This is a genomic window from Chryseobacterium daecheongense, assembly GCA_027920525.1.
In the GTDB taxonomy this organism is placed as follows: domain Bacteria; phylum Bacteroidota; class Bacteroidia; order Flavobacteriales; family Weeksellaceae; genus Chryseobacterium; species Chryseobacterium proteolyticum.
The window spans coordinates 2,033,746-2,059,146 of sequence record CP115858.1 but is presented as its reverse complement, the minus strand read 5'-3'; the positions used below and the strand labels follow the sequence as shown (position 1 = coordinate 2,059,146).

The 25,401-nt window shown below is 35.7% G+C and carries 27 protein-coding genes and 1 other RNA gene; 9 read left to right on the top strand and 19 right to left on the bottom strand.

Features of this window, described 5'->3' with window-relative positions:
* Positions 1 to 2 precede the first annotated feature (2 nt).
* From PFY10_09065 to PFY10_09050, 4 genes are all read right to left on the bottom strand, one after another.
* Entirely contained in the window at positions 3 to 671 is a 669-nt protein-coding gene (locus tag PFY10_09065; GenBank protein ID WBV58596.1) for a hypothetical protein, read from the bottom strand.
* A gap of 193 nt (positions 672 to 864) precedes the next feature.
* Complete coding sequence (locus PFY10_09060) at positions 865 to 1,971, bottom strand: TlpA disulfide reductase family protein (protein ID WBV58595.1); 1,107 nt, start codon at positions 1,969 to 1,971, stop codon at positions 865 to 867.
* 126 nt (positions 1,972 to 2,097) lie between these two features.
* Entirely contained in the window at positions 2,098 to 2,898 is an 801-nt protein-coding gene (gene dapB, locus PFY10_09055) for a 4-hydroxy-tetrahydrodipicolinate reductase (protein ID WBV58594.1), read from the bottom strand.
* A 30-nt stretch (positions 2,899 to 2,928) separates the two neighbouring features.
* Positions 2,929 to 4,080 (bottom strand): Atu1372/SO_1960 family protein, encoded by a 1,152-nt coding sequence (locus tag PFY10_09050; GenBank protein ID WBV58593.1) that lies wholly within the window; start codon positions 4,078 to 4,080, stop codon positions 2,929 to 2,931.
* 70 nt (positions 4,081 to 4,150) lie between these two features.
* Here PFY10_09050 and PFY10_09045 point away from each other — a divergent pair, with 70 nt between their 5' ends.
* Positions 4,151 to 4,963 (top strand): AraC family transcriptional regulator, encoded by an 813-nt coding sequence (locus tag PFY10_09045; protein ID WBV58592.1) that lies wholly within the window; start codon positions 4,151 to 4,153, stop codon positions 4,961 to 4,963.
* Here the strand turns inward: PFY10_09045 and PFY10_09040 are convergent.
* From PFY10_09040 to PFY10_09005, 8 genes are all read right to left on the bottom strand, one after another.
* Positions 4,960 to 5,112, bottom strand: a complete 153-nt coding sequence (locus tag PFY10_09040; GenBank protein WBV58591.1) for a hypothetical protein — start codon at positions 5,110 to 5,112, stop codon at positions 4,960 to 4,962. The genes PFY10_09045 and PFY10_09040 overlap by 4 nt on opposite strands.
* Before the next feature lie 93 nt (positions 5,113 to 5,205).
* Positions 5,206 to 5,406 (bottom strand): YqaE/Pmp3 family membrane protein, encoded by a 201-nt coding sequence (locus PFY10_09035; GenBank protein ID WBV58590.1) that lies wholly within the window; start codon positions 5,404 to 5,406, stop codon positions 5,206 to 5,208.
* Between the two features lie 37 nt (positions 5,407 to 5,443).
* A complete protein-coding gene (locus PFY10_09030; GenBank protein WBV58589.1) occupies positions 5,444 to 6,526 on the bottom strand; it encodes a serine hydrolase in 1,083 nt (360 codons plus the stop codon).
* Positions 6,527 to 6,731: 205 nt separating this feature from the next.
* Positions 6,732 to 7,040, bottom strand: coding sequence for a hypothetical protein (locus PFY10_09025; protein WBV58588.1), 309 nt, complete (start codon positions 7,038 to 7,040; stop codon positions 6,732 to 6,734).
* A complete protein-coding gene (locus tag PFY10_09020) occupies positions 7,040 to 7,399 on the bottom strand; it encodes a hypothetical protein (protein WBV58587.1) in 360 nt (119 codons plus the stop codon). Before PFY10_09020 ends, PFY10_09025 begins: the two co-directional genes overlap by 1 nt.
* Before the next feature lie 20 nt (positions 7,400 to 7,419).
* Positions 7,420 to 8,850, bottom strand: a complete 1,431-nt coding sequence (locus PFY10_09015; protein ID WBV58586.1) for a hypothetical protein — start codon at positions 8,848 to 8,850, stop codon at positions 7,420 to 7,422.
* A gap of 82 nt (positions 8,851 to 8,932) precedes the next feature.
* Positions 8,933 to 9,664, bottom strand: coding sequence for a class I SAM-dependent methyltransferase (locus tag PFY10_09010; GenBank protein ID WBV58585.1), 732 nt, complete (start codon positions 9,662 to 9,664; stop codon positions 8,933 to 8,935).
* 69 nt (positions 9,665 to 9,733) lie between these two features.
* The gene (locus PFY10_09005; GenBank protein WBV58584.1) at positions 9,734 to 11,752 is read right to left on the bottom strand and encodes a M3 family metallopeptidase; all 2,019 of its coding nucleotides are present in this window, start codon (positions 11,750 to 11,752) and stop codon (positions 9,734 to 9,736) included.
* 164 nt (positions 11,753 to 11,916) lie between these two features.
* Between PFY10_09005 and PFY10_09000 the strand changes: the two genes are divergently transcribed.
* From PFY10_09000 to PFY10_08990, 3 genes are all read left to right on the top strand, one after another.
* Positions 11,917 to 12,447: an SRPBCC family protein gene (locus tag PFY10_09000; GenBank protein WBV58583.1), complete on the top strand. Its 531-nt coding sequence runs from the start codon at positions 11,917 to 11,919 to the stop codon at positions 12,445 to 12,447.
* Between the two features lie 110 nt (positions 12,448 to 12,557).
* Positions 12,558 to 13,007 carry a hypothetical protein gene (locus tag PFY10_08995; protein ID WBV58582.1) on the top strand — a complete coding sequence of 150 codons (450 nt, stop codon included), beginning with the start codon at positions 12,558 to 12,560 and terminating at the stop codon, positions 13,005 to 13,007.
* Positions 13,008 to 13,144: 137 nt separating this feature from the next.
* Positions 13,145 to 13,657, top strand: a complete 513-nt coding sequence (locus PFY10_08990; protein WBV58581.1) for a nitroreductase — start codon at positions 13,145 to 13,147, stop codon at positions 13,655 to 13,657.
* 25 nt (positions 13,658 to 13,682) lie between these two features.
* Here PFY10_08990 and PFY10_08985 read toward each other — a convergent pair whose 3' ends face one another.
* Positions 13,683 to 15,311: a serine hydrolase gene (locus PFY10_08985; protein ID WBV58580.1), complete on the bottom strand. Its 1,629-nt coding sequence runs from the start codon at positions 15,309 to 15,311 to the stop codon at positions 13,683 to 13,685.
* A gap of 230 nt (positions 15,312 to 15,541) precedes the next feature.
* On the opposite strand from PFY10_08985, the gene PFY10_08980 reads away from it, so the two are divergent.
* On the top strand, positions 15,542 to 16,111 hold the full coding sequence (locus PFY10_08980; GenBank protein ID WBV58579.1) for a 30S ribosomal protein S16: 570 nt from the start codon (positions 15,542 to 15,544) through the stop codon (positions 16,109 to 16,111).
* A 12-nt stretch (positions 16,112 to 16,123) separates the two neighbouring features.
* Entirely contained in the window at positions 16,124 to 16,666 is a 543-nt protein-coding gene (gene rimM, locus PFY10_08975; GenBank protein ID WBV58578.1) for a ribosome maturation factor RimM, read from the top strand.
* A 10-nt stretch (positions 16,667 to 16,676) separates the two neighbouring features.
* Here rimM and PFY10_08970 read toward each other — a convergent pair whose 3' ends face one another.
* Positions 16,677 to 16,838: an AraC family transcriptional regulator gene (locus PFY10_08970; GenBank protein WBV58577.1), complete on the bottom strand. Its 162-nt coding sequence runs from the start codon at positions 16,836 to 16,838 to the stop codon at positions 16,677 to 16,679.
* A gap of 423 nt (positions 16,839 to 17,261) precedes the next feature.
* Between PFY10_08970 and asnS the strand changes: the two genes are divergently transcribed.
* Entirely contained in the window at positions 17,262 to 18,710 is a 1,449-nt protein-coding gene (gene asnS / locus PFY10_08965; GenBank protein ID WBV58576.1) for an asparagine--tRNA ligase, read from the top strand.
* A gap of 158 nt (positions 18,711 to 18,868) precedes the next feature.
* Positions 18,869 to 20,332: an RNA polymerase factor sigma-54 gene (gene rpoN, locus PFY10_08960; protein WBV58575.1), complete on the top strand. Its 1,464-nt coding sequence runs from the start codon at positions 18,869 to 18,871 to the stop codon at positions 20,330 to 20,332.
* 43 nt (positions 20,333 to 20,375) lie between these two features.
* On the opposite strand, the gene PFY10_08955 is transcribed toward rpoN, so the two are convergent.
* From PFY10_08955 to PFY10_08945, 3 genes are read right to left on the bottom strand one after another with little or no spacing between them, the layout of a single operon-like run.
* Positions 20,376 to 22,001, bottom strand: coding sequence for an AMP-binding protein (locus tag PFY10_08955; GenBank protein WBV58574.1), 1,626 nt, complete (start codon positions 21,999 to 22,001; stop codon positions 20,376 to 20,378).
* A 59-nt stretch (positions 22,002 to 22,060) separates the two neighbouring features.
* Positions 22,061 to 22,735, bottom strand: a complete 675-nt coding sequence (locus PFY10_08950) for a beta-carotene 15,15'-monooxygenase (protein ID WBV58573.1) — start codon at positions 22,733 to 22,735, stop codon at positions 22,061 to 22,063.
* The gene (locus PFY10_08945; protein WBV58572.1) at positions 22,728 to 23,219 is read right to left on the bottom strand and encodes a sigma-70 family RNA polymerase sigma factor; all 492 of its coding nucleotides are present in this window, start codon (positions 23,217 to 23,219) and stop codon (positions 22,728 to 22,730) included. Before PFY10_08945 ends, PFY10_08950 begins: the two co-directional genes overlap by 8 nt.
* A gap of 214 nt (positions 23,220 to 23,433) precedes the next feature.
* On the opposite strand from PFY10_08945, the gene rnpB reads away from it, so the two are divergent.
* An RNA gene (gene rnpB / locus PFY10_08940) (RNase P RNA component class A) lies at positions 23,434 to 23,757 on the top strand.
* 130 nt (positions 23,758 to 23,887) lie between these two features.
* Here the strand turns inward: rnpB and PFY10_08935 are convergent.
* Both PFY10_08935 and PFY10_08930 read right to left on the bottom strand, forming a co-directional pair.
* Positions 23,888 to 24,757 (bottom strand): polyphosphate kinase 2 family protein, encoded by an 870-nt coding sequence (locus tag PFY10_08935; GenBank protein ID WBV58571.1) that lies wholly within the window; start codon positions 24,755 to 24,757, stop codon positions 23,888 to 23,890.
* Positions 24,758 to 24,834: 77 nt separating this feature from the next.
* Positions 24,835 to 25,305: a DUF1573 domain-containing protein gene (locus PFY10_08930; GenBank protein ID WBV58570.1), complete on the bottom strand. Its 471-nt coding sequence runs from the start codon at positions 25,303 to 25,305 to the stop codon at positions 24,835 to 24,837.
* Positions 25,306 to 25,401 lie beyond the last annotated feature (96 nt).

The window sequence follows — 25,401 nt, the reverse complement described above, 5'->3', positions numbered from 1 at the left end:
TTTTAAGAGTCGTGAAGTTTGATAATAGGGTCTTTGTAAAATCGGGTAAGGTCATAGAGTTCACCGAAGTATGTTGAAAGTTGAACACCACTGTCAAAGAGTGATCCTGTTTCAGGATTGGTTTGAACAGCATTGAATTTGTCTTCAGCGAAGGAATATAAATCCTTATGATCCGGCTTTAAAAAGTCCATTAAAAGAATATGGCTGTTTTCTTTTTTATGGAACCGGCTGAGTAGTCCGGTAAAAAATATTCCATAGATAAGAAAAGGACTGAATTCTTCTGTATTGAACTTATAGGGTAAAGTGCTTTGAGAATATTTCTGATAATCGGAAATAATCTGGTTGAATGGAGTAACGTCAGGAGGAGAAATTTCGTAAAACTGATCAATCCCATTAATAAAAAGCTGATTAATTACTTCTTCCTTTGAATTTGATGGATCTGCACTTGTATCATGATATTCACCCTGAAACCAGTGAAAAATACTGCATAGTTCATCAGGTGTAAGATTTTCGACACTGTCTTTTACTTTAGCCTTAATAATTTCCAGGCTGGTTTTTTTGTCATCATCCAGATATCTGAGTGCTGAATTTTCCTCACGGCAAAGCTTATTGTACAAATTGATCTTGGCAATAGTAGGGTTAGTTTTTATGAAATAAATTTTTTCTGCCATAATTTTGTATCAAAAAATTAACAATAAAACCTTTAGATGTATTTAAAGATACAAATATGCGGTGATATAAGTTGAATATATTTTTTGGTTTTGTATGCAATGCTTTCTTCTGTCTTTTCAAAGTCGGATAAAGTTCAATTCTGATTTTACTGATGGCCGAAAAAATGACAACTGTTTGGCTGTCATTTTTTTATTATTGAATGTGCTTTTCTATTTCCCCAGCAATCTGATCCAGTTCGCCGAACTTTCTGGCAATGATCTTTCCATTTTGATCTACCAGAATTTGTAGAGGATATCCGGTAGCATGAAGCTTATTGAGGAATGCCTGATTCACATCGAAATAATTTTTCCAGCTTACTTTATTTTCGTTCAGTATTGTATTGGCACGATCCATTCTGTCTTTCACAATATCGTCAGCAACACTTATGAATTGCACACCTTTATCCTTATATTTTTCATATAAGGTGACCAGCTTGGGCAAATCTTTAATACAAGGTTTGCAGGTTGTAGCCCAATAATCTATCAAGGTAAGTTTGTGGTCAGAAAAACTGGATTTATTTATCTGATCGGTTGAATTAAGTTTCAGGTTCGGGAAATTTGCACCGACACTTGTAGCATTTTCTATTTTCAGGATTTTCTCAAATTCTTTATAACTGAATATCCCTTTTATCTTTTTAGAAAATAAGGGCATATTTTCCACATAGCTTGGGTTAAAACCGTATTTTGAGAAATCATTTACGATTTCCCAGAACGCCACATAGGAGTTTGGATTTTTAGTAATATAGGTTCTCAGCAGCTTTTGTTTACTTTCAATATCACCAGGATTATTGTCTTCATAAGGTTTTAATTTTTTGTCTGCTATCTCAAGTAACTTCTTCAGTTTTTTGTATTCGGCGTTGGTTGGCGTTTCAGAACCTGACGTAAAATTCAGATTTTTATCCACGATACTGATCTTGTAATCCCCTTTTTCAATGAAAAAAATATCAGAACCATATCCTCCCTTTTCTACAGCATTAAAATATCCAAAGATAACAGGCTGAGGATATTCTATTTGTCCGGTCACTGCCTTTGAGTCATCGATCCTGATAAATGCGGTATTAAAACCCTTCATAAATCTTACACCTTTTTCCGGTTGAATGGTAAAATTGTACAGTTTATGGGTTTCTCCCATTCCCATCGGAGGAGCAATGGTTATGGAATCTTTAGCAAATACCGGAGCACTGATATCCATTTTAAAATTGGTTTGGGAATAAATAGTACAGAATGATAAAAAAAGTAAGACCTGTGAAATTTTTTTCATAAATAAATTGAGATTTTAAAAAATTAAAGATATTGTTTTATGAGTAACTTCCGTTATTGTTTTCAGGAAATATCACAAAAAAAAGAGACTTATTTAGTCTCCTTTTTTTACCCTTTGTAATTTTATTTAAAAATCCATTACTGTATCCAGTCCTCTTCTGAGACCTTTGAATGTGCCTATTTTTTCAATAGCAAGTAACCCACCCTTTACATAAGGTTCTGCACTGGTTCCTGAATCGTGTCTGATGATTAATTTTTCATCTTTTAACCCAAAAATAGTTTCTACAGCAATAACATGTCCCGGAAGCCTTACGGAATGAACATGAACCCCTTCCATTTCTGCTCCTCTAGTTGCCTTTTCACCAACCAGCTGATCCGTAGGAATAGGGACAACGGGTTTTTGAACCTGGGCTAATCGGTGAGCGAGTTCCCTTACCGTTCCGCTTGGGGTATCGATTTTTAGCTCGTGTGCATAATCTATAATTTCATAGTTGGGAATATATTTTGCAGCAATTTCAGCAAACTTTTGAAGAAGAACAACTGTGATCGCAAAGTTTCCTACCGCCAGTACGGAAGTATCATTTTCAATGGCAGCTTTTTCTATTTCTGCATAATCTTCTCCTGTAAGGCCTGAAGTTCCCACAATAACTTTTTTACCTCTTTTTACGGCCGCCAGGACATTGGTTTTGGCAACATCAGGTTTTGTGTAGTCAAATAACACATCGAAGTCAAGGGCATCTAAAGCCTTCTCAATGGTATCAAATACCGGAATTTTTTCATTCCCTAAATCAAGGATCTCAGCGAGGTTTTTTCCACTGCCGGAACGGGACAATCCACCGACCAGCTGCATTCCCTTTTGTTTAAAAATAGCTTTGCTCAGCTCAGAGCCGGCCCATCCGGTAGCCCCTGCAACGAATATTTTGATCATGATTTTTTTGTTTAAGTTAATTAATATTTTTTACTCCACTTCAAATACGGCCTGAATCTCTACAGAAGAGTTAACAGGAATCGATGATGCTCCAAAGGTAGCTCTTGCATGCTTTCCTTTTTCTCCAAATACTTCTACAGTAAGATCGGATGCTATATTCATAAGATCTGCGTGTTTAGTATAGTCGTCTTTTGTATTAAATATTCCCGTAAGCTGTACACAACGTTTTACGCGGTTTAAATCACCACCCAAGGCCTCATTTAATACAGAAAGAACATTAAGCATGGTCACTTTTGTAGCTTCTTTTACCTGTTCTTCAGTAAGTGAAAGTCCTAGTTTTCCAGGATTAAGGATTTTCCCGTCTTTTAATGCAACCTGGTTAATGAAAACCAGATTTCCTGAACGTACATAGGGCTGATAATTTCCTGCAGGTTTAGGAACCTGTGGAAGAATGATCTGCTTTTGTTTTAAGACAGTGTTGATATTAGCTGTTTTTTCTTGGATATCATTTTCCGATGTCATCTTATGGGGAAAGATATCTTTCAATGCTGCTGCTATCTTAGCAAAGTTTTCTCCTTGCATTCTGGCAATATAACGTTCACTTTCGCTGGGGCGTTCTACATTTTTAACTGAAGCAAGGCTGGTTACTCCAAGAACGGTGTTTCCCTGTGGGGTATTTTTGTCTATGTTTTCTGCACCACGAATACCATTCGATACCAGTACCATTCCATGAACGGCCAGGCTATTCCAAAAAGACTGAATAGCCAGCTCCTTTCCTGCACCACTTCCTGCAGACATGAAGACGGTCGCCGGCATTCCTTCTAATGCATGGGTGGTCCATAATCCAACCGTTTTTGATAAGAACTCACTCATTCCCGTACTGATATTTCCAAAATAAACGGGTGATCCAAATGCAATTCCGTCGTAGGAAGAGAGTTCTTCGACGCTGGCTATAGGGATATCTTTTAATTTGGGATGGGTTGACGCTTTTACCTGTTTAATTACAGCCTGTACATTTCCTTTGGTTTCAATTCCTTTTGATATTTCTTTTGCTAATTCATAAGTTCCTCCATTATCCGAATAAAACAGAACCAGAACTCTAGCTTTATGTTCTTGTGCCATCATAGATTGGGTTATTATCAGAAGTAAGAAAGCAGTGATGATCTTGCTTATATTTTTCATATTTTTTTAAGGTCTAACATTCAGATACAAAATTAATAATGTCGTTTTTATTAACTTTGCCAAAAAGAATATGCAAAACGCCAAACTTAAATGCGGATTGATTGAAACGAATCAGGGTTTCTACAATGATACCATCTCGAAGGATGCCTATGTGTGGTATGAGGAAAACTGGAAGCATGATGAATATGAGCATATTCATGAAAGGGCCCAACTCACTTATGTGGAAGAAGGGTATCAGTATCTGCATATTCAGCAGAAAATATATCTTGTTCCCAAAAATCATGTGATCTGGATCCCTTCCGGAGTTAAGCACCGCACTACTTCTGATGCAAGATCAGTAAATCTGATGGTCATTTTATTTAAAAAGCTTTTACCATATGATTTTTTTAAAGAAGTGCATGTTTTTGCGGCACCTCCTGTTTTGAAAGAGATGCTTTTATATGCTTCAAAATGGAATCAACTGGATACTGAAGATCAGGAGCAAACCGTTTTTCTAAAAGCATTGTTAAATAGTTTGCCTAACTTTTGTAATGAAAGTCGTTTTCTGGAAATTCCTGTTCCTGAAGATCATCGCTTAATTCCTGTTTGTGATTATATTAACAGCCATTATCAGGAAAGTTTTAATGTGAGCGATATGGCAGACCTTGCAAAAATGTCTGTCCGAAGTTTACAGAGGATATTTAAAGAGCAGACAGGAATTACTCTTCAGAAGTACGGACAATTGATCAGGATTTTAAAGAGTGTGGAGCTTATCGATACCCGGCAATATACCTTAAGTGAAATAGCTTTTAAAATAGGATATAAAAGTCTTTCTGCTTTTACCTCTTCTTATGCTTCCATTATGAAGGAAGCACCGAAAGCCAAAAAAGATATTATTTTCTAGTCTGCATTGACTTTTTCTGTGTTTGGTTTTCTGCTTAATCTTCCTTTATTTTGAAGAGGTGTAAAAAGATCTACGGCTAGTTCCAGATCAATCTTTTCAGGGTAGACAGGAGTGGGCTGATCATCATAAATACAATAAAAACTCAGCATAGTAAAGTGTGTTTTTATGAATAATCAATAGCAATTTAGTTGCCTTCATTTCAGTAATTGATCTTCTTTCCAAACATCATAAGCTTAGAATAATTATCTCTGGCTTTCTTTTACTGCTTTGATGAGGTCACGGTTTCGCTTATCTGCTCTTTCATTATTCAGGGAGAGAGCTGCCCAAATTGCAGCAGGGACCCAGCCGATTACAGTGATCTGTAAAATCAGGCATAATATTCCGGTTAGGACTTTTCCACGAACGATAAAAGATAAAAAGGGTAATAAAATTGCTAGTAACATGATCGTAAGATTTTAAATAGTGATACTTTTCTTTTAATTAATTTCTGTTGATATTTTCAAGTGCAAGTCTGGTCATATTCCTTACCGTTTCAGTAGGTGAATGGCAATCACAATTACTGAATCCTACTACATACAGGTCTTCTGACGGAATATATACCCCCATTGATTTAAATCCAAAAATACTGCCTCCATGTTCTCTGGAAGCAACTCCATTAATGTCTTTAAGGTGCCAGCCATAACCATAGGTAAATTCTTCACCATTATTAAGCCTGTATTTTTGAAATGCTTTTTCGGTCTCCTGTGAATTTAGTAAAATATTTTTATTTAATGCATTTTGCCATTTCAGCATATCTTCAAGCGTGGACATCAGTGAGCCTGAGGAAAAAGGAACACTGAAACTGATAAGGGTCTTGTTTACGTAACCGGATTCTTTCTTATGATATCCAGATGCTCTCTTGAGAACTATTTTTCTGTCCGATGCATAATAAGAATGGTTCATGCCGGCTTTATCAAAAATATTTTTCTGGATGAAATTTTCATAGGAATCTCCTGAAATTAATTCAATCAGATGACCCAATACAACATATCCTGAGTTGTTATAATCAAACTTTTCTCCGGGAGCAAAATCTACCGGCTCATTTTTGAAAAAATCAACCATCATTTCTGGCTTCATTTCCTTTTGGGCAATCGTTGTGATAGATTTCATTTTCGTAAAATCCTTGATTCCTGAAGTATGGGTCAGTAAATGATGAATAGTAATTTTATCACCATTCGGATAGTCTTTGATGTACTTAGAAATAGGGTCATTAACGCTTAATTTTCCTTGTTGTTCGAGCATTAAAGTGGCTATAGCAGTAAATTGCTTGGTCATGGATCCGATCTCAAATACATAATCTGCATGAAGATTAGCACCAAGTTCCAGATTCGCCTTTCCAAAAGCCTTTTGATATAAGACTTTACCTTTTTGTGTAACCTGAAATACACCACCAGGACCTTTTGCATCACTGAATTCTTTAAGAATTACATCATCGATCCTTTTTTTCAGAGTTTGTGCAAAAATAAGACTTGAAGAAAAGAAGAATAACAAAATGAATCGGTTAAAAGTTTTATTTGAGTTCATAATAATCTATTGTGTTATGCAAAGATATAATTTAATTTCATTACTATGCAATACAATATAGTTATTTCTTTTGTATTAATTATAGGTATTGGTAACTTGGATTGCTATTAGAATAAAATGAATGGAATAGACGGTGTATATAGAGATAAAAATAGGCTACCCATTTGGTAGCCTGATATGATTTCATTTTTTATTAATTCTTAGATCAGTTTTTAGCTGAAATTTTTTTTAGTTTGCTAGCGTCTATTAAGCAACTAGACCAAGTGTTTTCAGAGGTTTTAATCCGTAGGCACTTTTTATCATTATCATACACTAGCGTAGCTTTAACAGGAATCAGACTTGTTAATCCTGTTGTTGATTCAGCAGAGGTTACACGTGGAATAACAAGACCCATTTCTTTATCCCTATTTTGGAGGTGGAGTATACCTTCTGGTTTATTCGTTCCGATAGCCACTTGTGCCTTTCCTAATGCACAACAAAATAGAAATACTGATAATATAACTTTATTAGCCATTATTTATTTGTATTTGTTTCAATATTATTTTTAGGATTGTTAAAACTTTTACCAGCAGACATTTGGCTAAGTTGCGTTTTGTCCAGCAGGCAATCTGACCAGTTTGTCTCTGAGTTTTTAATTCGTAAACAATGTTTACTCATATCATATACTAAGGTTGCTTCCACAGGAGTCATATTATCGGGTGTAGTTACAGAATCTACATTCTGTACTGTAGGCAGTACAAGTCCTAAATTCTTATTGTCTTTGTTCTTTATATGAAGGATACCTTCTGGTGTTTCTGTTTCTATTCCTACCTGAGCGTAAAATAATGGACACAGGCTGAAAAATATTAATAGTATTATCAATTGTTTTATCATAAGTTTATTTTTTATGAGTGTTATTGTAAAACATCTATGAGTAATGGATTGTTACCAGAATTTCCGGCTTTGCCTAATTGGTTATTAGAGCCGCTTCCTGCTCCATACAGTTTGAAATTCCCATTTTTATCTTTTACATGAATATACATATTGCTAACTCCAAAGGCAACATCAATCATCTGACCGTCAATATTACTTGTATCAGCTAATGTTAAAGTTTTAAGATGTGTGGTGCCACCTGTGGAAAGTCTTCCATTGGTGTTTCGCCCTGCCACAAAAAGTCTGTTTTTATTGGTAATTAAGGCAACACCGTAGTAATCTAAATCAAATCCAACAAATTTTTCATCAGCAGCGAGTAGTTCTGAAGTAACTTCGATGGGTGTAGTATTGGTTACACCTTGTATTCCATAATCGTACACGTATCCAAAAGTAAAATATCTTCCCTGATTGGTAATAAATCCACCACCGTTGGTTGTATTATCCATGGTAATTTGAGAGACTTTTTCTCCAGAATTGAATATAGAAGATGTGTCGAGTAGAGTTGGAAGATAAACATTTCCATCAGGAAGCCCGATACGTTTTACATATCCACCGTTTAGTCCCCATACGTAAATATTTCCATCACTGGTAACGGCTACTGCCTGCTGCATTCCAACCTCCATATCAACGACTTCCTTGTCATCAAAAAAGGCTATTTTCTTAAAAGGTCTCACATCAGCTGTTTCTCCACCTCCTGTTACAGAATAAGCATAGTATCCTGAAACGTATAACTTTTTATCCACCCCCAAAACGAGGGCATTAAAATATCCGGCTGTAACACGCTCTGCAAGAACTCCACCAGGTAACGGAATAACTTTTGGGGCAAAAACATTTCCGGTGTTTCCATCACCGATTCTTCCATAAGTATTCGTTCCCCAACCCCATAAAGTTCCATCTTTAGCAACTGCTAGTCCATAAGTTTGTCCCATAGAAACATCTTTGAAAGAGTTGTTTTTAATAACGGGTATTGAATAATTGGAGGAATTTGAGCTAGGAATTTGTCCACCGGTATTTGCTCCTAGACCATAGACTGCATCATTATCAATAGGATTAATATACACCATCGCATTATCCCTAACGACACCAATTTTTCTTCCTTTACGGCCTAATCTTATTTCCGGAGTTACATCATTTTCGTCTGCAAGACAATCCGACCAGCTTGTTGCTGAATTTCTGACCCTTAAACAATTCTTACTGTTGTCATAAACAAGAGTGCCTTCTAAAGGCTGGCTTACAGTAACTCCTGTTACAGATTCCGCAGTGGAAACTCTTGGAATAACGATTCCCAATTCTTTGTCTGTGTTTTGTAGGTGTAAAATGCCTTTTGGTGAAACTGTTCCTATGCCTACCTGTGCATGAATAAGAAGGTATTGCGCAAAATAGATAACTATTAAGCTAATTTTTTTGATCATTACTGTTTGTGTTTTTATTTTAGGCAGTAAAAATAATTTTTTTTAGAATGACTTAAGATTAAAATTTCATTAAAAATTAATTTCACTTTTCATAGCTCATTATGAGTATCATCGGCCTTCGCAATTCATCTTTCATTTCTGAAAATTGTTTGAGCATTTCCTCACTTGGTTGGGCTTCTACAACTTCCTTTAATTTGAATCCTTGGTTTAATAAACAGCTAAGGTATGTCGTTAATGTTCTGTGGTATTTAACAACATTTTCACCAAGAAATGTAGTGTTTCTCCTTCCTTCGATAAAATAGTTATCCACCGGCCAATGTTGCTTTTCTCCATGGGTATCATAACTCCAGTCCTGAGTGCCTTCGGCAGTAAAAACAGGATGTTCTACAGAAAATACAAACTGACCTCCGGGTTTTAACCATTTGTAGATATTTTGAGCAATGGTATCAAATGATTCTACATAATGTAAGGTAAGAGAACTTAAAATTACATCAAAGGTTTGATTTGGATAAGTTACCTCTTCAAGAGCACTCCGAAAGTACTCAATACCTTTTAGGTTATTGATCTCTCTGGCTTTTTCAAGCATTTTTTCAGAGAGATCAATTCCAATTACTGATTTTGCCCCTTGCTCTATAGCATATCGGCAGTGCCAGCCAAAACCACAACCGAGATCAAGTACATTCTTTTCTGTAAAATCGGGTAGCATATCCTTTAAAACATACCATTCTCCGGCTCCCTCCAATCCAAGTTGAGAGCGAAGCATTTTTTCATATTGTCTGAAAAAAGAAGGATCATCGTATTTGTTTTCTTTCATAATAAAAATGTACTTGTGAATCTGTTGTATAGATTAGCGGTCTTAATGCCTCATAATTAGAAATGGTAATTATCCAAATGCTCTTTTTAATAAACTTTCTACTTTCGGTTCACTTCCTCTGAAGTTTTTATATAATTCCATGGGATCTTTTGTTCCACCTGAAGACAGAAGGATTTTATATTTGGCAGCAATTTCCGGATTAAAGATTCCATTTTCTTTAAAATATTGGAATGCGTCCGCATCCAGAACTTCCGCCCATTTATAAGAATAATATCCGGCAGAATATCCCCCCTGGAAGATATGAGAGAAACTCGGACTCATAGCTGTTTCCGGATTCGTGGGATAGAGTTGGGTTGCTTTGGTGTATTTATCTTCAAAGTTCTTTACGCTTTCACTCTCTAATTCACCTGCATTGGTGTGGTACATCATGTCAAGTATTCCAAAACCTAACTGTCTCATCGTCTGATATCCCTCCATGAAGTTTTTAGATTGTTCAATTTTCTGAATCTTATCATCAGGAAGAACTTCACCTGTTTTATAATGCTTAGCAAAGGTTTTTAAAAATTCCGGCTCATAACAGAAATTTTCCAGGAATTGGGACGGCAGTTCCACAAAATCCCACTTTACCGAAGTTCCGGATAATCCTGGATACTGGGTATTGGCAAGCATACCATGTAAAGCATGGCCAAATTCATGGAATAACGTGGTTACCTCCTGAAATGTTAATAAGCTTGGAGTATCTTTGGTAGGTTTGCTGAAATTGCAGACGATTGAAATATGTGGGCGTGAGTTCTCACCATTCTTTTTATACTGACTTTTATAGCTGGTCATCCAGGCACCTGCTCTCTTACCTTTTCTGGGGAAGTAGTCGACATACAGCAATGATTTGTACTCTCCGTTTTCTTTTACTTCATAGGTTTTTACGTCGTCATGATATTTAGGAATATCGTTTCTTTCCTCAAAAGATAATCCAAATAGCTTGTTGGCTAATCCAAACACCGCATCCTGAACCTGATTTAAAGGAAAATAAGGCTTAAGCTCTTCATCATTAAGATCAAATTTTTCTTTGCGAAGTTTTTCAGCGTAGAAAGGATGATCATAACCTTGCATTTCTTCAATACCATCTTCTTTTGCCAATCCTTTTAATTCGTCAATTTCTTTTCCTGCATAAGGTTTTGCTTTGGTCAGTAATTCATTTAAAAAATCCAAAACTTTAGCTGGAGATTTGGCCATTCTTTCTTCTAATACAAAGTCAGCATAATTTTTATATCCGAGCAATTCTGCTTTTTTCTGTTTCAGATTAATAATTTCTTTGATAAGGTTTTGATTGTCAAATTCTCCGCCATCAAAAGATTTTTTACCATTGGCCAAAGCCAGTTCTTTTCTTAGTTCACGGTTTTCAGCATACGTAATGAATGGTACATAGCTTGGATATTGTAATGTAAGGACCCAGCCTTCTAGGTTTCTTTCTTTTGCTTCTTCAGCATATTGTTCTATGATGGCTTCAGGAATACCTGCCAAATCTTCTTTGTTGGTAATATGCTTAAAATAGGCGTTGGTTGATGCCAGTACATTTTGGCCGAATTTCAGGGATTTCAAAGATAAATCCATGTTGATCTTCTTTAACTTCTCTTTGTCCTCATCATTCAGTAGTGCACCGCTTCGTACAAAACCTTTATAGGTTTCCTCCAAAAGCATTTGCTGCTCTTCGTTAAGGTTATATTTCTCCTTCTCTTCATACACTTTTTTGATTTTGCTGAAGAGTGCTTCGTTTTGCGAAATTTTTGAAGAATATTCACTTAAAATAGGTGAAACTTCTTCTGCGATTTGTTGTAATTCATCGTTTGTTTCTGCAGAATTTACATTGAAAAAAATATTGGAAAGAATATCTAATTTTTCACCGGAGTAGGCGAGTGCTTCAATAACATTCTCAAATGTGGGAGCTTCATTATTATCAACAATAGCGTTGATTTCTTCCTCAGATCTCTGTATAAGTTCTTTAAAAGCGGGAAGATAATCTTCATTTCTAATTTGATCAAAAGGAGCAGTATGGTAAGGTGTTTTGAAGTTTTCTGTTAAAATATTCATTATTTTATTTTTTATTGATGTAAACTTGATTTTTGAATTCGTCAAAAATAATGCCTTAATTATCGGTTATGACAAAAAGTAGCGATCAGCATAATCTTGTCATAAGAAAAGCAGTGTTATAACAGGAATGCGTAATTTTGGCTTAACATTAAAATCTAAAAACTATGAAAACAATTTTGAAAATCTTAGGGATACTCATTGTTTTAGCTATTTTGTATGCCGTATTTGCTATGGTGGCTTTCGGCAACAAGTATCATTTCGAAAGATCAGTAGTTATCAATGCTCCGAAGGAAAAAGTATGGGAACATGTTGGATCTACAAAAGCTTTTAATACCTGGAATCCTTTCATTAAACCGGATAAAAACATTGCAATCAGCTATTCCGGTACCAGTGGTGAAGTAGGAGATTCTTACAAATGGAAGGGGAATAACGATGTTGGAGAAGGAGTACAAACCGTTACTGCAGTAACCCCCAATGAAAAAATAACCAGTAAACTTCACTTTATCAGACCTTTCGAAGGTGAAGCAGTTGCAAATTTTATCCTGACTCCGGAAGGAAACGGAACTAAAGTAACCTGGACTATGGATGATGAGCTCAGCACTATGATGAAACCTATGAAGCCTATGATGGATAGCCAGATGGGAAAGACTTTTGATCAGGGGCTCGGGGAACTTAAGAAATTAACAGAGCGGTAAAATAAGAAAAGCCTTGTGAGCAGACAGGGCTTTTTAAACCTGATTTTTAATTTTTCGGAGATAAATATATTTATTTAAAAAAATATTATCTTTATGTAAAGATTAGATTTATGGAGAAGATCGTATTTGAGAAAAGTGACATAAGAAATTATGTTAAAAACGTGATCGCCGAAAAGATTGAGAAGCTAAAGAATTTTATAGAATTCACTTTGGATGCGAGCCGAGACATTAAGAAGACTCCAAAATATGACAGCATGCGCGAAGAAATGCAGGAAGAGATTTATCAGATGCAGAAGCAGCTTGGAGCACTTAATGACCTGAAAAGGAATATGTCGAAAGTTCTAAATAATGCCACGGAAAAAGTTCAATTGGGTTCTTTGGTGATAACCAATAAAGCAAGATTTTACATTTCGGTTTCTTTGGGTGAATTCTTTTTTGAAGGAGATCGTTTCTATGCCATTTCACCGCAAAGCCCCATGGCTAAAAAGATGATGGGAATGAAACCGGGAGATGCTTTTACTTTGAATAATATTCATCAGAAAATTGTTGAAGTACTTTAAATTAGTACCATGTATTTTATGATTATCATTAAACATCAATAATACGGCGATTACTGAATAAGAAAAATTAATATTCATAATTAATAATATGCTTATTCGCAATCGTCTCACATCAACTTTTTCGTAATTTTGTCTCTATGAATAAAGCAGAAATTCTAAAAGAGATCATAGAACAAAGAAGAAGTATCTTCCCTAAAGATTATACCGAAACAAAAATCTCTCAGGATATCCTTGATGAGATTTTACATTCCGCAACACTGGCTCCGAATCATAAACGTACAAAACCATGGCGTTTTAAAACCTTCCGGGGTGAAGAAAAAGCTCAGCTGGCTTTAGAAATGCAGAATATTTACAAAGCAACCCAGTCCGAACAAACTTTCCTGCAGAAGAAATATGATGACATAGGCTTTAAAATAAACAAAGCTGATGTTGTTGTTTCCATTGTCGTCAACTTCAGTGGAATGGTACCGGAATGGGAGGAAATAGCAGCTGTTTCAATGGCTGTACAGAATATGTATCTTACTTGCACAGCCAATGAAATAGGGTGTTATTGGAGTTCTCCTGGAATTGTCAATCACCTGAAAGATTCTTTAACCATTGAAGAAAACCAAAGATGTTTAGGGCTTTTCTATATGGGAAGACAGGATTAAATTAATTATGTCTGTGAAATTAATTCTACCGAAGGAAGTTATTTTTAATCACCTGATAGGTAGGATTAGTTTCATCGGTCATATCCAAAATTACATCATAAGTACCTTCATTGGCTATTTTTATATTATTGCCATGTTCTACCAGTTTCCCATATCCGTTGATACCTAATTCTATTACCCATTCATTATTGCTTCTGAACTTTATTTCACCCGGTTTCAAAAGGATATTTTGAGCTTTCAAAATATTGGTGTTTTTGTTCTCAGAAATTAATTTTATATCTGGTCCGCCCCATCCGTTTGGAGTAGCACTTCCTGTAATTCCCCAAGAAAAAGAATCACTGGTCTTTTTAGCTTCTGTGATCTTCCCATCTGGAGAGGTTATTTTTAACAAATTGACTTTTCCGTCTTTATCAGATTCAAATTCAAATCGAATTTTGTTCCCGTCATTATCTTCAGTGTAAAACTTCCTGTCACTTTCCGGGAAGAAAACCTTGTTTCTTGTGTCAGAATCAACCAAAGTAAGCATACCATCATTAACGGAAATATAAAAATTAGAGTCTGAGGTGTTGTAAATTCCTTTTAATTGATTTAGCCTGTTGAAATCAATGTTAATACGGGTAGGAATCTGATAAGGCAGGTTATAACAAACAGAGACTATTTTGCTTGTCATTGAATAAAGACTGTCATCTCGCAGATTGCTTAATATGATAATGCTGATGTTGTCTTGTGGAATTGTAAAGAATCTTGAAACGAATCCAGGGCCACCACCATCATGCCCAACAGTTTCTTTTCCTTTTATCGGAGACATATCCCAGCCATAACCATAATGGTAATTATGAAATGGTGTTTGTGCTTTTTCTAAAGTTTCCTTTTTCAGAATTTTATAACTCTTAAGTCCCTCCTCGTATTTATACAAATCTTCCACTGTAGAATACATTGCTCCTGCAGTATGGGGATGGTCGTAATCATAGACTATACCTTCCTGGAAATTATTCTTTGATAAAAATTCATACCCCGTTGTTTTGTTTTTATTTTTCAATTCTTTAAACCCAAAACCGGTATTGGTCATTTTTAACGGATCGAGAATGTACTTTTGAATAGCTTTCTGGTAAGACATTCCAGCAGTCTTGTTGATGATATATCCTAATAAATAATAGTTGGAATTACTGTAATTCCATTGGCTTCCGGGAGAAAAATCCAAGGGTTGAGCTTTTATAAAATTTATAAATGTTTTCTCATCTTTTGTATCTTCAGGATTAGCATTATTCTGAATTCCGGAAGTATGAGTTAATAATTGTTCAATAGTGATACTATCTCCTTTTGGAAAGTTAGGGAAATACATTGTCAGTTTATCCTGTAAGGATAATTTTCCCATGTCATTTAATAGTAAAATTGTCGTTGCAGTAAATGACTTTGTTGTAGAGTATATTCTGTAGATACTTTGATTGGTGTTTTTTTCCTGTGTTTGGAAGTTTTTGATACCGTAACTTTTTTCAAAAATTATTTTTCCTTTTTCTGAGACCAGAACACTCCCGTTAAAACGATTGAGTTGGCTGTAAGCGCTAATTAATTTTTCAATCTTTTCCTTTTTAGATTGACTTTGTATACTTTGACATAACAACAGAATTGTAGCAAACAGCAATAAATTTTTCATCAATTTAGATTTTGTTCCCAAAGGTCTAAAAAAAAATGTATCCGGGACCTGTCTCCAAAAATAATTGTTTCCACTTTAACCGAACCTGGCTGTAATCCGGATTTCTTTTTTTACTTGTTATACTATAAGACAGATAAATTATTACATTTTTATTGATACATTAGAAATTTTATTTACCTTTGCACACTTAAATATTTAACTGGGACGAGTTCCCTTAAAATTCAAACATTATGTCAGTAAAAATCAGATTACAAAGACACGGTAAAAAAGGAAAACCTTTTTTCCACATCGTGGTTGCAGATGCTAGAGCTAGAAGAGACGGTAGATTCATCGAAAAACTAGGAACTTACAACCCAATTACTAACCCTGCAACAATTGATTTGAACGTTGATTCTGCTGTAAAGTGGTTAAACAACGGTGCTCAACCAACTGATACTGCAAGAGCTATCCTTTCTTACAAAGGAGTACTTTACAAAAAACACTTACAAGGTGGTGTTGCTAAAGGAGCTTTTGATGAGGCTGAGGCTGAAAAAAGATTTGCTGCTTGGGTAGATGCTAAAGAACAAAAAGTGCAAGGGAAAGTAGAAGGTTTATCTAAAGCTCAGGCTGATGCTAAAAAAGCTGCTTTAGAAGCTGAAGTTAAAGTAAATGAAGCTAGACTAGCTGCTGCTGCACAAGCTGAGGCTGATGCTAAAGCTGCTGAGGAAGCTGCTAACGCACCTGCTGAAGAAGTTGTTGCTGAAGAAACTGCAGAAGGAGAAGCTCCAGCTGCTGAAACTGAAGAAAACACTGAAGCTTAAGAAACACCCTGTATGCGTAAAGAAGATTGCTACTTTTTAGGTAAAATCACACGCAGACATGGCCTTGCGGGAAACGTTATCCTTAAATTGGATACCGATCAACCCGAACTTTACAATAAACTGGAATCAATATTCGTTGAAATCAACGGACTATTGGTTCCTTTTTTTATTGAAAAATCATCCTGGAGCAAGTCTGATGCTCTGAATATCGCATTTAGAAACTCTTCTGAAGCATTGGTGGATCAGTCATTGGGGAAAAGTGTATACTTACCGCTTGCTTCCCTTCCTAAACTCACCGGAAAACAATTTTATTACCACGAAGTAATTGGTTTTACTATTTTTGATGAACATGATAATGACTGTGGTGTTATTCGTTCAATCAATGATCAGACAGCTCAAACGTATTTTGTAACCAACCTGGATGGAAAAGAAGTTGTTATTCCTATCATTAAAGACTGGATTCTCGAAGTAAACAGAGAAGAAAGGTTTATTAAAATGCAATTGCCTGAAGGGCTTATTGATGTCTTTCTAGTTCCATCTAAGAAGGACGAGTAAATATATTGCATTACTTATTTAAAAGATTTCTATATTTTAACGGGGTAACTCCCATGTTTTTCCTGAGGCAACGGATGAAATGGCTCTGATCAGAAAAACCGCATTCAAGAGCGATATCTGTTAGGGATCCATAATTTCTATGAAGAAAATCAAGTGATTTATTTACTTTCAATTTTGGTTAAACCATCAAAATCAAGAGTTTGATTGGTTTGCCCGAAAAATTCACCTTTACGAAGTGTGTTCATTATCATTTTTCTGTTTAATTATTAATCGGCTCTTATATGGTATTTTACAATGCAGTTGTTTAAAAATTATTAAATCATTGGCAAATATTTGAAAATTGATTTGATTGATTTAATCACTTAGTTACTTTCAAAGTGACGGTATGGTGTTGTTGAGCTTTTCCCCAGCACGGAAAATAAGCTATGGAAAACAAAGAATGAGGCCTGTTTTTTTAATTAAAACCAGGTAAATAATAGATTTTATATTAAATAATGGGTCGGTAATTTTTTAAAGACGACGCAATCATCAACTTGCGCTGTTTTTTTGTAACTTTGCAGACATTAATTTTTATACGAAAATTTATAATCAACAAATGAAAAAGCAAACGATTAAAGAAATCCTACAGGATTACAAAAAGGTATTACATCATGACATTACGGTATACGGTTGGGTAAAAGCTTTCCGTGCAAATCGCTTTATAGCATTAAATGATGGATCTACAATTAATAATTTGCAAATAATTGTTGACTTTGAAAATTTCGATAAAGAAATTATCAATAAGATCAGTACAGCTTCTTCCCTAAAAGTGGTAGGAGAGGTTGTTGAAAGCCAGGGTGCAGGACAAACGGTAGAGATTATTGCTAAGAAGATTGTTATTTTAGGAGATAACTTTACGGAGGAGCTACAGACAACGATTCTTCAGCCAAAGAAACACAGTCTGGAAAAACTTCGTGAGCAGGCGCATTTAAGATTCAGAACCAATTTATTTGGTGCTGTATTCAGAGTACGTCATGCGGTAACTTTTGCTATTCATTCATTCTTTAACAAAAATCAGTTTTTCAACATTCATACACCGATCATTACAGGTGCAGATGCAGAAGGAGCGGGAGAAATGTTCGGGGTGACTGGTTTTGATCTGAATAATATTCCGAGAACAGAAGATGGAGCTATTGATTATAGTCAGGATTTCTTTGGAAAGCAAACCAATCTTACTGTTTCCGGACAGCTGGAAGGTGAAACTGCTGCTATGGGATTGGGAAGAATTTATACCTTCGGACCTACGTTCCGTGCTGAAAATTCAAATACTACCCGTCACCTTGCGGAATTCTGGATGGTAGAGCCAGAGGTTGCTTTCAACAACCTTGAAGATAACATTGATCTGGCAGAAGATTTCCTGAAATATGTGATCCAGTATGTATTGGATAACTGTAAAGATGATCTTGAATTTTTAGATAAAAGATTTGCCGAAGAACAAAAAGCTAAGCCTGAAAAGGAAAGAGCTAAAGAAGGTCTTATAGAAAAGCTTCAAAATGTAGTGGCTAAACGTTTTATGCGTGTAAGCTATACGGAAGCTATTGAAATATTATTGAATTCTAAAGAGAATAAGAAAGGAAAATTCCAGTTCCCAATCGAAAGCTGGGGGGCCGATCTCCAGTCTGAGCATGAAAGATTCCTGGTAGAGAAACATTTTGAAAGCCCGGTAGTTCTTTTTGATTATCCGAAAGATATCAAAGCATTCTACATGCGTTTGAATGATGATAACAAAACAGTAGGAGCAATGGATGTTCTTTTCCCTGGAATCGGAGAAATCATCGGAGGTTCTGAAAGGGAGGAAAGAATTGAGGTTCTTAGACAGAAAATGAAGGAAATGCATGTTGAGGAAGAAGAACTTTGGTGGTATATGGATACCAGAAAATTTGGTTCGGTACCTCACTCAGGATTTGGATTAGGTCTGGAAAGACTTATTCTTTTTGTAACAGGGATGATGAATATCAGAGACGTGATTCCTTTTCCAAGAACGCCGAAAAGTGCTGAATTCTAGATACAAAAAAAGCCTTAAATTTAATTTAAGGCTTTTTTATTTTTAATAATAGCTTATTATGTTAAATTATATAATGCAAAAATCATGCTAAATATGAAATTTTTAAAAAAAATTGATTAAATTCGTGGAATATCTTATGTTAAAACACAAAGAGTAATATGCTTAAACAACACTTACAACTCAAACTAGGACAAAAGTTGGCTCCTCAGCAGATCCAATTAATGAAGCTGATTCAACTTCATACTTTGGAATTTGAAGAGGAACTGGAAAGAGAGTTAGAAGAAAACCCAGCCCTGGAAATCGCAAAGGAGGAATCTAAAGAGGATGATTATGCTTCTCTTGAGGATTCTTATGAGAATGAAGGAAATGAAAGCATTGAAACTGATTTTGATGTGAATGAATATATCTATGATGATGAGCCAAGCTATAAAACTGCTTCGAGTAATTATTCTGCGGACGATGAGGAATTCGATAATGAAAGCCTTCTTACCGAAGGGCAGTCTCTATACGATTATCTATTGGAACAGATCCATCTGGCCAACATCAATCCTGAGGACATAAAAATTGCAGAATATATTATTGGGAATCTGGATACCGATGGATACCTTAGAAGGGAGATCAAGTCTATTGTAGATGATCTTGCTTTCTCACAGGGTATTTATACAACTATAGAAAAGGCTGAAGATATTCTGGAAAATTATGTACAGAAACTGGACCCGCCGGGAGTAGGAGCTAGGGGATTACAGGAATGTCTTCTTCTGCAAATCGAGAAGAAAGTAAGTTCGGATAAAGCTGTTTCTTTAGCAGCTAATATTTTGAGACATCAGTTTGATGCTTTAACCAATAAGCATTATAATAAAATCATCCAGAAGTATGATATCGAAGAAGAAGATCTGAAAGATGCTCTGGAAGAAATTTCGAAACTATCTCCTAAAGTCGGAGGTAATTTTGATACGCAAACGATAACGATCAATCAGGAAATTATCCCGGATTTTGTAATTCAGGTGAAGGATGGAGTGGTTATTCCGATGCTTAATAGTAAGAATGCACCTACATTAAGGGTTTCTGAGGAGTATAAAGATATCCTTACCACCTATTCTCATGATAAAAACTCTTCAGAGCATAAACAAGCTGCATTATTTATCAAGCAAAAGCTGGATGCAGCGAAATGGTATATTGATGCCATCAACCAGCGTCAGAATACCTTATTGCAGACGATTACGGCTATTGTAAAGTTTCAGAAGGAATATTTTATTACCGGAGATGAAAAATCTTTAAAACCGATGATTCTTAAAGATATTGCAGATATCACAGGTTTTGATATTTCTACGATTTCAAGAGTAGTAAAAAGTAAATATGCTGATACACCAAACGGTATTATTTATCTTAAAGACCTCTTTTCTGACAGCTTAACAAACGATGATGGAGAAGAAGTTTCTACTAAAGAAATTAAAACTCATCTTCAGGAAGTGATCAGTAAAGAAAATAAAAGAAAGCCTCTTACCGATGATGCCTTAGTGGTTATCTTAAAAGAACAGGGATATAATATTGCCCGAAGAACAATTGCAAAATACAGGGAACAACTTAACATTCCAGTTGCAAGATTAAGAAAAGAACTTTAAAAAATATAAATGCCCGGAGAGCCGGGCATTTTTTATGGTTATATTAATTGTTCCTTAAGTGGTCTAGTTTTAATTCTTTAACCGAGATTTCACGCATTTCAACCTTTCTTATTTTTCCTGAAATCGTCATTGGGAATTCTTCTACAAATTTCCAGTATTTAGGAATCTTGTAATGGGCAATCTTCCCGGTACAGTAGTTAAGAAGTTCATCTTCGGTTACATCAAAGCCATTCCTCACCTTCACCCATGCCATTACTTCTTCTCCGAACTTTTCGCTGGGAACACCTATAATCTGCACATCCAGGATGTTGGGATAGGTGTATAGAAAATCTTCAATTTCCTTTGGGGAAATATTTTCACCACCACGGATAATGAGATCTTTTATTCTTCCGGAAATGGTAATATAACCTTCAGAATCCATTACAGCAAGGTCGCCGGTATGCATCCATCGGGCATCATCAATAACCTTTCTTGTATTTTCCGGATCATTCCAGTACTTGAGCATTACAGAGTATCCCCGGGTACAAAGTTCGCCATGCTCACCACGTTCCACAGTTCTACCATTCTCATCTATGATTTTTATTTCAAGGTGATCTTGAACGGTACCTACGGTACTTACCTGTTTTTCCAAAGATGTTCCTATTAATGTCTGGGTTGAAACCGGTGAGGTTTCCGTCATTCCATAGCAAATACTCATTTCTTTGATATTCATAAGACTTTCCACCTTTTTCATGATTTCTTGTGGACATACAGACCCGGCCATAACTCCGGTTCTTAAATTAGAGAAATCAAATGTATTAAAATCTTTTACTGCCAATTCAGCGATAAACATGGTAGGAACTCCGTACAATGACGTGCATTTTTCATCAGAAACCACCTGTAGGGTAATGTCCGGATCAAAGCTCTCATTGGGAATTACAATACAGGCGCCATGTGCAGTACAACAAATGTTTCCTATAACCATCCCAAAGCAATGATAAAAAGGTACTGGAACACAAACTCTATCCTTTTCTGAGTAATGCAACCTTATTCCGATAAAGTAACCATTATTCAGGATATTATGATGGGAAAGGGTAACTCCTTTGGGAAAACCGGTTGTACCGGATGTATATTGGATATTAACGGGATCATCAAATTCGATATTTTCTTCAAAATTTCGTAAGGTTTCATCGGAAACTGAATTTCCTTTTTCCAGAAACTGTTCCCAACTGTCGTCAAAGAAAATAGCACCTTCCAATGTAGGGCATACTTCCTTTGCATATTCAACCATTTCTTTATAATTACTGGTCTTAAAGGATAAAGAAGAAAAAATAAAACGAACTTCTGACTGATTGAGAACGTATGTGAGTTCGTGAGTTCTGTATGCAGGATTTATATTCACTAAAATGCTGCCAATTCTTGCAGTAGCATATTGAAGCAGTACCCATTCATACCTGTTGGCAGACCAGATTCCTATCCTGTCACCAGATTTTGTGCCTAAGTGAATAAGAGCTTTAGCAACGGCTGTGGTCTGGTCATAAAATTCTTTGTAGCTTGCTCGATAGTTCTGCTGAACAGAAACTAAAGCTTCATGATCAGGGTATTTTTCAACTGTTCTTTTAAGGTTTTTACCGATTGTTTCTCCAAGTAAAGGAATATTTGAAGCTCCGGATACATAAGATAAAGCCATACAAAAAGATTTATTGATCTAAAATAACAAATAAATCCTAAGATAGCGCCTGGGAAAAGTTAATTTTCCAGGGAATCAATGTCTCTTAGCTGTGCAAGATTCTTATCAAGTTTTCTCATGATAATTCCATAAACAAGTCTGTAGTATAACCAGATCAGCAAAACACAGAGTCCGGTACTCAATACAGTACCTATGATGAAAATGATAACGGCCGAGTTGGCAGGTTCTACATTTTGAGAGTTTAACGCATAAAAAATAAAGACTGTAAAAATAGAAGTAAAAGCAACGAGTAAAACAATACTGATTAAAATAAAGGCATTAACCGTCTTCTTGAACTTAATAATTCGGGTAATAAGGCCTTTAAGGTTTTCTTCGATTTTTATTCTTCGATAATTCTGATAAAATTTATAGACAAAATAGGCAGTAACAAGTAAACTAAGAATCTTAAGGATCAGATATATCTTGTCAAAACTGTTTTCCACTTCGGGAGTTTTTCGAGCACCCAGTTTTTCTAAAACGTTGAGGAATCCATTGGTTTCTTCTCCCTGAAAGAAATAAAATAGCCCCATTACGGAGAAAAGTAAAAATTCAAAAACACTTATCCAGAAAATATATTTCACGTAGTTACGTGACTTTCTGTTGAGCATATTAAGAATCTCACTATTGTCGTATTTTTGCTGAACAGGCTGTTCCTGCCATGTTTTCTTAAAGCTGTCTAAATCAAAATCAGGCATATTTTTCCATCTGTTCTTTAAGGGTTTTCTTTAATCTGTTCATTTTCACACGGGCATTTACCTCAGTTATCCCGAGGTTTTCTGCGATATCCTTATAGGGCAAATCATCTAAATACATCATTACAATAGCTCTTTCTACATTAGGCAATGTCTTGATCACGGTGTATAGAAGTGAAATCTGCTGTTGTTTTTCATCATCATCCTCAATGAAGTCTTTATGATTGATGTCCAGCTCATTTGTAGGAAGGCTCTTGCTTTTTTTTCTGAAAAGGGTAATGGCTGTATTTAAGGCAACACGATACATCCATGTGGAGATCTTTGAGTTCCCTTTAAAGGAGTCATAGCTTCTCCAAAGCTGCAGGACAATTTCCTGAAAGAGATCTTCTTCATCTTCCAGAGAATTGGTATAAAGACGCGAAACTTTGATAATCAATCCCTGATTATCTTTTATGAGCTGCGCAAATTCTTTTTCTCTGGAAATCACAATTAGATGTATAACGGCACGAAGATAATAATAATGTGCTAATTAGTGAAGGGTTATGAATTATAAATTGCAAGTTTTGGTAATCGGCACTTACCATATACTTAAGCTTTATCGGATTGTTTGTCTTTGATTAAGAAAGCGTATTGTTCGGCAGGCTTATAAGTAATCGTCATAACATATAATGTAAAGCCTTTAATTCGTATCTTTGCGCCCACGAGAAAATCGGCCTGTTGATCTTTGTTTCGGCAAGGGTAGGAAAGTCCGGACACCATAGAGCAGCAAAGCGGATAACATCCGTCACCCGTGAGGGTAGGACAAGTGCAACAGAAAGCAAGTACAGTTCGGCTGTAGTGAAACCAGGTAAACTCTTTGCGGTGCAATGATAAGTATATCGGTTCTTTTCAGTAATGAAAATAGGAGTTGCTCGCTCTGAAAGCCGAGGGGTAATCAGCAAAAGTTTTGCAGCAATGTAAGACGCAGATAAATAACAGGCACTTCTCAGGAAGTACAAAATCCGGCTTATAGATTTTCTCGTGATTTTTTTAGATAACGAAATGACTATAAATAAAGCGGGGATTATTCCCCGCTTTTGTATTTCTGAGCCTGTTAAGATAATTAATATCGACTTGAAAATATGAATTTTACAAGTTGAAGCATTGTTTATGATGCTATTCGTTCTCAAGGGCTTTTTTAGCATCAACAAGTCCTTTCTTGTCCTTATCAGAAAGTGCCGGATATTTAAGGTCCATCTTTTCTAATGCATCAATAATGATCTGGATAGCGGCTACTCTTGCAAACCATTTATTGTCTGCAGGTAACACATACCACGGAGCATAATCTTTTGAAGTCTCATTAATAGCCTGCTCATAAGCGCTCATATATTGATCAAACAATGCCCTTTCCGGAAGATCAGCAGCCGAGAACTTCCAGTTTTTTTCTTGCTCGTTAATTCTGTCCAGCAGCCTTTGCTTTTGTTCCTTTTTTGAAACATTTAAAAATATTTTAATGATTTTAGTTCCGTTCTGAGAGAGGTGTTTTTCGAAATTTCTTATACTCTCATATCTGTTTTCCCAGAATTTGGCGTCAAAATCTTTTACGGACTTCCATGTTTTTTCACTGAGATTGTATTCCGGGTGCACCTTACAAACCAAAACACTTTCATAATGTGAACGGTTAAAGATTCCGATCATTCCTTTTTGAGGTAGTGCAATATAATGTCTCCATAAAAAATCATGGGCGTATTCCTTTGAACTTGGGGTTTTAAAACTTGTTACATTACAGCCCTGTGGATTTACTCCACCAAACACATGCTCAATAAGACTGTCTTTTCCTGCGGCATCCATCGCCTGTAAGATGATAAGGAGAGACTGGCTTCCATCCGCATACAACTTCTCCTGAAGGTTACGAAGTTTTTCTTTTTCTATAGCCAGCATTGCCTGTCCTTCTTGTTTAGTAAGAGGTCCCTTGTATTCCGTTGAGGTTTTTTTGATGGAAAATTTTCCTTTTACTTCAAAATCGTCTGAGAAATTGGTGTCCATAAATTATATATTTGAAATAAATGTAATAAAAAAACCGTCTACATGTAGACGGTTTTTTTATTTTTTCTGAGTAGAGCTTATTTTGCCGCAGCAACTTTTTTCGCTGCCTTAGCCGCTTTTTTAGCCGCTTTAGCATCTGCTGCAGTTTCAACCTTTGCAGGAGTAGCTGCAACTTCAGGAGCGTTAGCATCTACATTTCCTTTGATGTAAATTACACTTCTGCTGTTTGCCGGGTCATTAGAAAATACTTCAATCATTTTGTTGAATGGTCCGTTGATTGTCGTATTGTATCCAACTTTGATTTTAGCAGATTTTCCTGGCATTACAGGATCTGTACTAAATTCAGGAGTTGTACATCCACAAGAAGGTTTTACGTTAGAAATTACCAAAGGCTTATCACCTGTGTTAGTTACTGTAAAAAATCTTGTACCGTCTGCACTAGGCTTAATAGTACCATAATCGAAAGTGGTTTTATCAAAAGTAATAGTTTGTGCAGATGCAATAGCAAATGTTCCAAATAGTGCAATTCCTGCAATTAATTTTTTCATATTCTTGAATGTTAATATGTTTGTTTAGATAAACTTTAAGAAACAAAGTTAAAAATTATTTTAATTCATACTGAAAATTTTTTTTCTTTAAGCTAT

Coding starts and splice junctions, on each gene's coding strand:
- PFY10_09065 (WBV58596.1), bottom strand. CDS start 671: ATGGCAGAAAAAATTTATTTCATAAAAACTAACCCTACTATTGCCAAG.
- PFY10_09060 (WBV58595.1), bottom strand. CDS start 1,971: ATGAAAAAAATTTCACAGGTCTTACTTTTTTTATCATTCTGTACTATT.
- dapB (WBV58594.1), bottom strand. CDS start 2,898: ATGATCAAAATATTCGTTGCAGGGGCTACCGGATGGGCCGGCTCTGAG.
- PFY10_09050 (WBV58593.1), bottom strand. CDS start 4,080: ATGAAAAATATAAGCAAGATCATCACTGCTTTCTTACTTCTGATAATA.
- PFY10_09045 (WBV58592.1), top strand. CDS start 4,151: ATGCAAAACGCCAAACTTAAATGCGGATTGATTGAAACGAATCAGGGT.
- PFY10_09040 (WBV58591.1), bottom strand. CDS start 5,112: ATGCTGAGTTTTTATTGTATTTATGATGATCAGCCCACTCCTGTCTAC.
- PFY10_09035 (WBV58590.1), bottom strand. CDS start 5,406: ATGTTACTAGCAATTTTATTACCCTTTTTATCTTTTATCGTTCGTGGA.
- PFY10_09030 (WBV58589.1), bottom strand. CDS start 6,526: ATGAACTCAAATAAAACTTTTAACCGATTCATTTTGTTATTCTTCTTT.
- PFY10_09025 (WBV58588.1), bottom strand. CDS start 7,040: ATGGCTAATAAAGTTATATTATCAGTATTTCTATTTTGTTGTGCATTA.
- PFY10_09020 (WBV58587.1), bottom strand. CDS start 7,399: ATGATAAAACAATTGATAATACTATTAATATTTTTCAGCCTGTGTCCA.
- PFY10_09015 (WBV58586.1), bottom strand. CDS start 8,850: ATGATCAAAAAAATTAGCTTAATAGTTATCTATTTTGCGCAATACCTT.
- PFY10_09010 (WBV58585.1), bottom strand. CDS start 9,664: ATGAAAGAAAACAAATACGATGATCCTTCTTTTTTCAGACAATATGAA.
- PFY10_09005 (WBV58584.1), bottom strand. CDS start 11,752: ATGAATATTTTAACAGAAAACTTCAAAACACCTTACCATACTGCTCCT.
- PFY10_09000 (WBV58583.1), top strand. CDS start 11,917: ATGAAAACAATTTTGAAAATCTTAGGGATACTCATTGTTTTAGCTATT.
- PFY10_08995 (WBV58582.1), top strand. CDS start 12,558: ATGGAGAAGATCGTATTTGAGAAAAGTGACATAAGAAATTATGTTAAA.
- PFY10_08990 (WBV58581.1), top strand. CDS start 13,145: ATGAATAAAGCAGAAATTCTAAAAGAGATCATAGAACAAAGAAGAAGT.
- PFY10_08985 (WBV58580.1), bottom strand. CDS start 15,311: ATGAAAAATTTATTGCTGTTTGCTACAATTCTGTTGTTATGTCAAAGT.
- PFY10_08980 (WBV58579.1), top strand. CDS start 15,542: ATGTCAGTAAAAATCAGATTACAAAGACACGGTAAAAAAGGAAAACCT.
- rimM (WBV58578.1), top strand. CDS start 16,124: ATGCGTAAAGAAGATTGCTACTTTTTAGGTAAAATCACACGCAGACAT.
- asnS (WBV58576.1), top strand. CDS start 17,262: ATGAAAAAGCAAACGATTAAAGAAATCCTACAGGATTACAAAAAGGTA.
- rpoN (WBV58575.1), top strand. CDS start 18,869: ATGCTTAAACAACACTTACAACTCAAACTAGGACAAAAGTTGGCTCCT.
- PFY10_08955 (WBV58574.1), bottom strand. CDS start 22,001: ATGGCTTTATCTTATGTATCCGGAGCTTCAAATATTCCTTTACTTGGA.
- PFY10_08950 (WBV58573.1), bottom strand. CDS start 22,735: ATGCCTGATTTTGATTTAGACAGCTTTAAGAAAACATGGCAGGAACAG.
- PFY10_08935 (WBV58571.1), bottom strand. CDS start 24,757: ATGGACACCAATTTCTCAGACGATTTTGAAGTAAAAGGAAAATTTTCC.
- PFY10_08930 (WBV58570.1), bottom strand. CDS start 25,305: ATGAAAAAATTAATTGCAGGAATTGCACTATTTGGAACATTTGCTATT.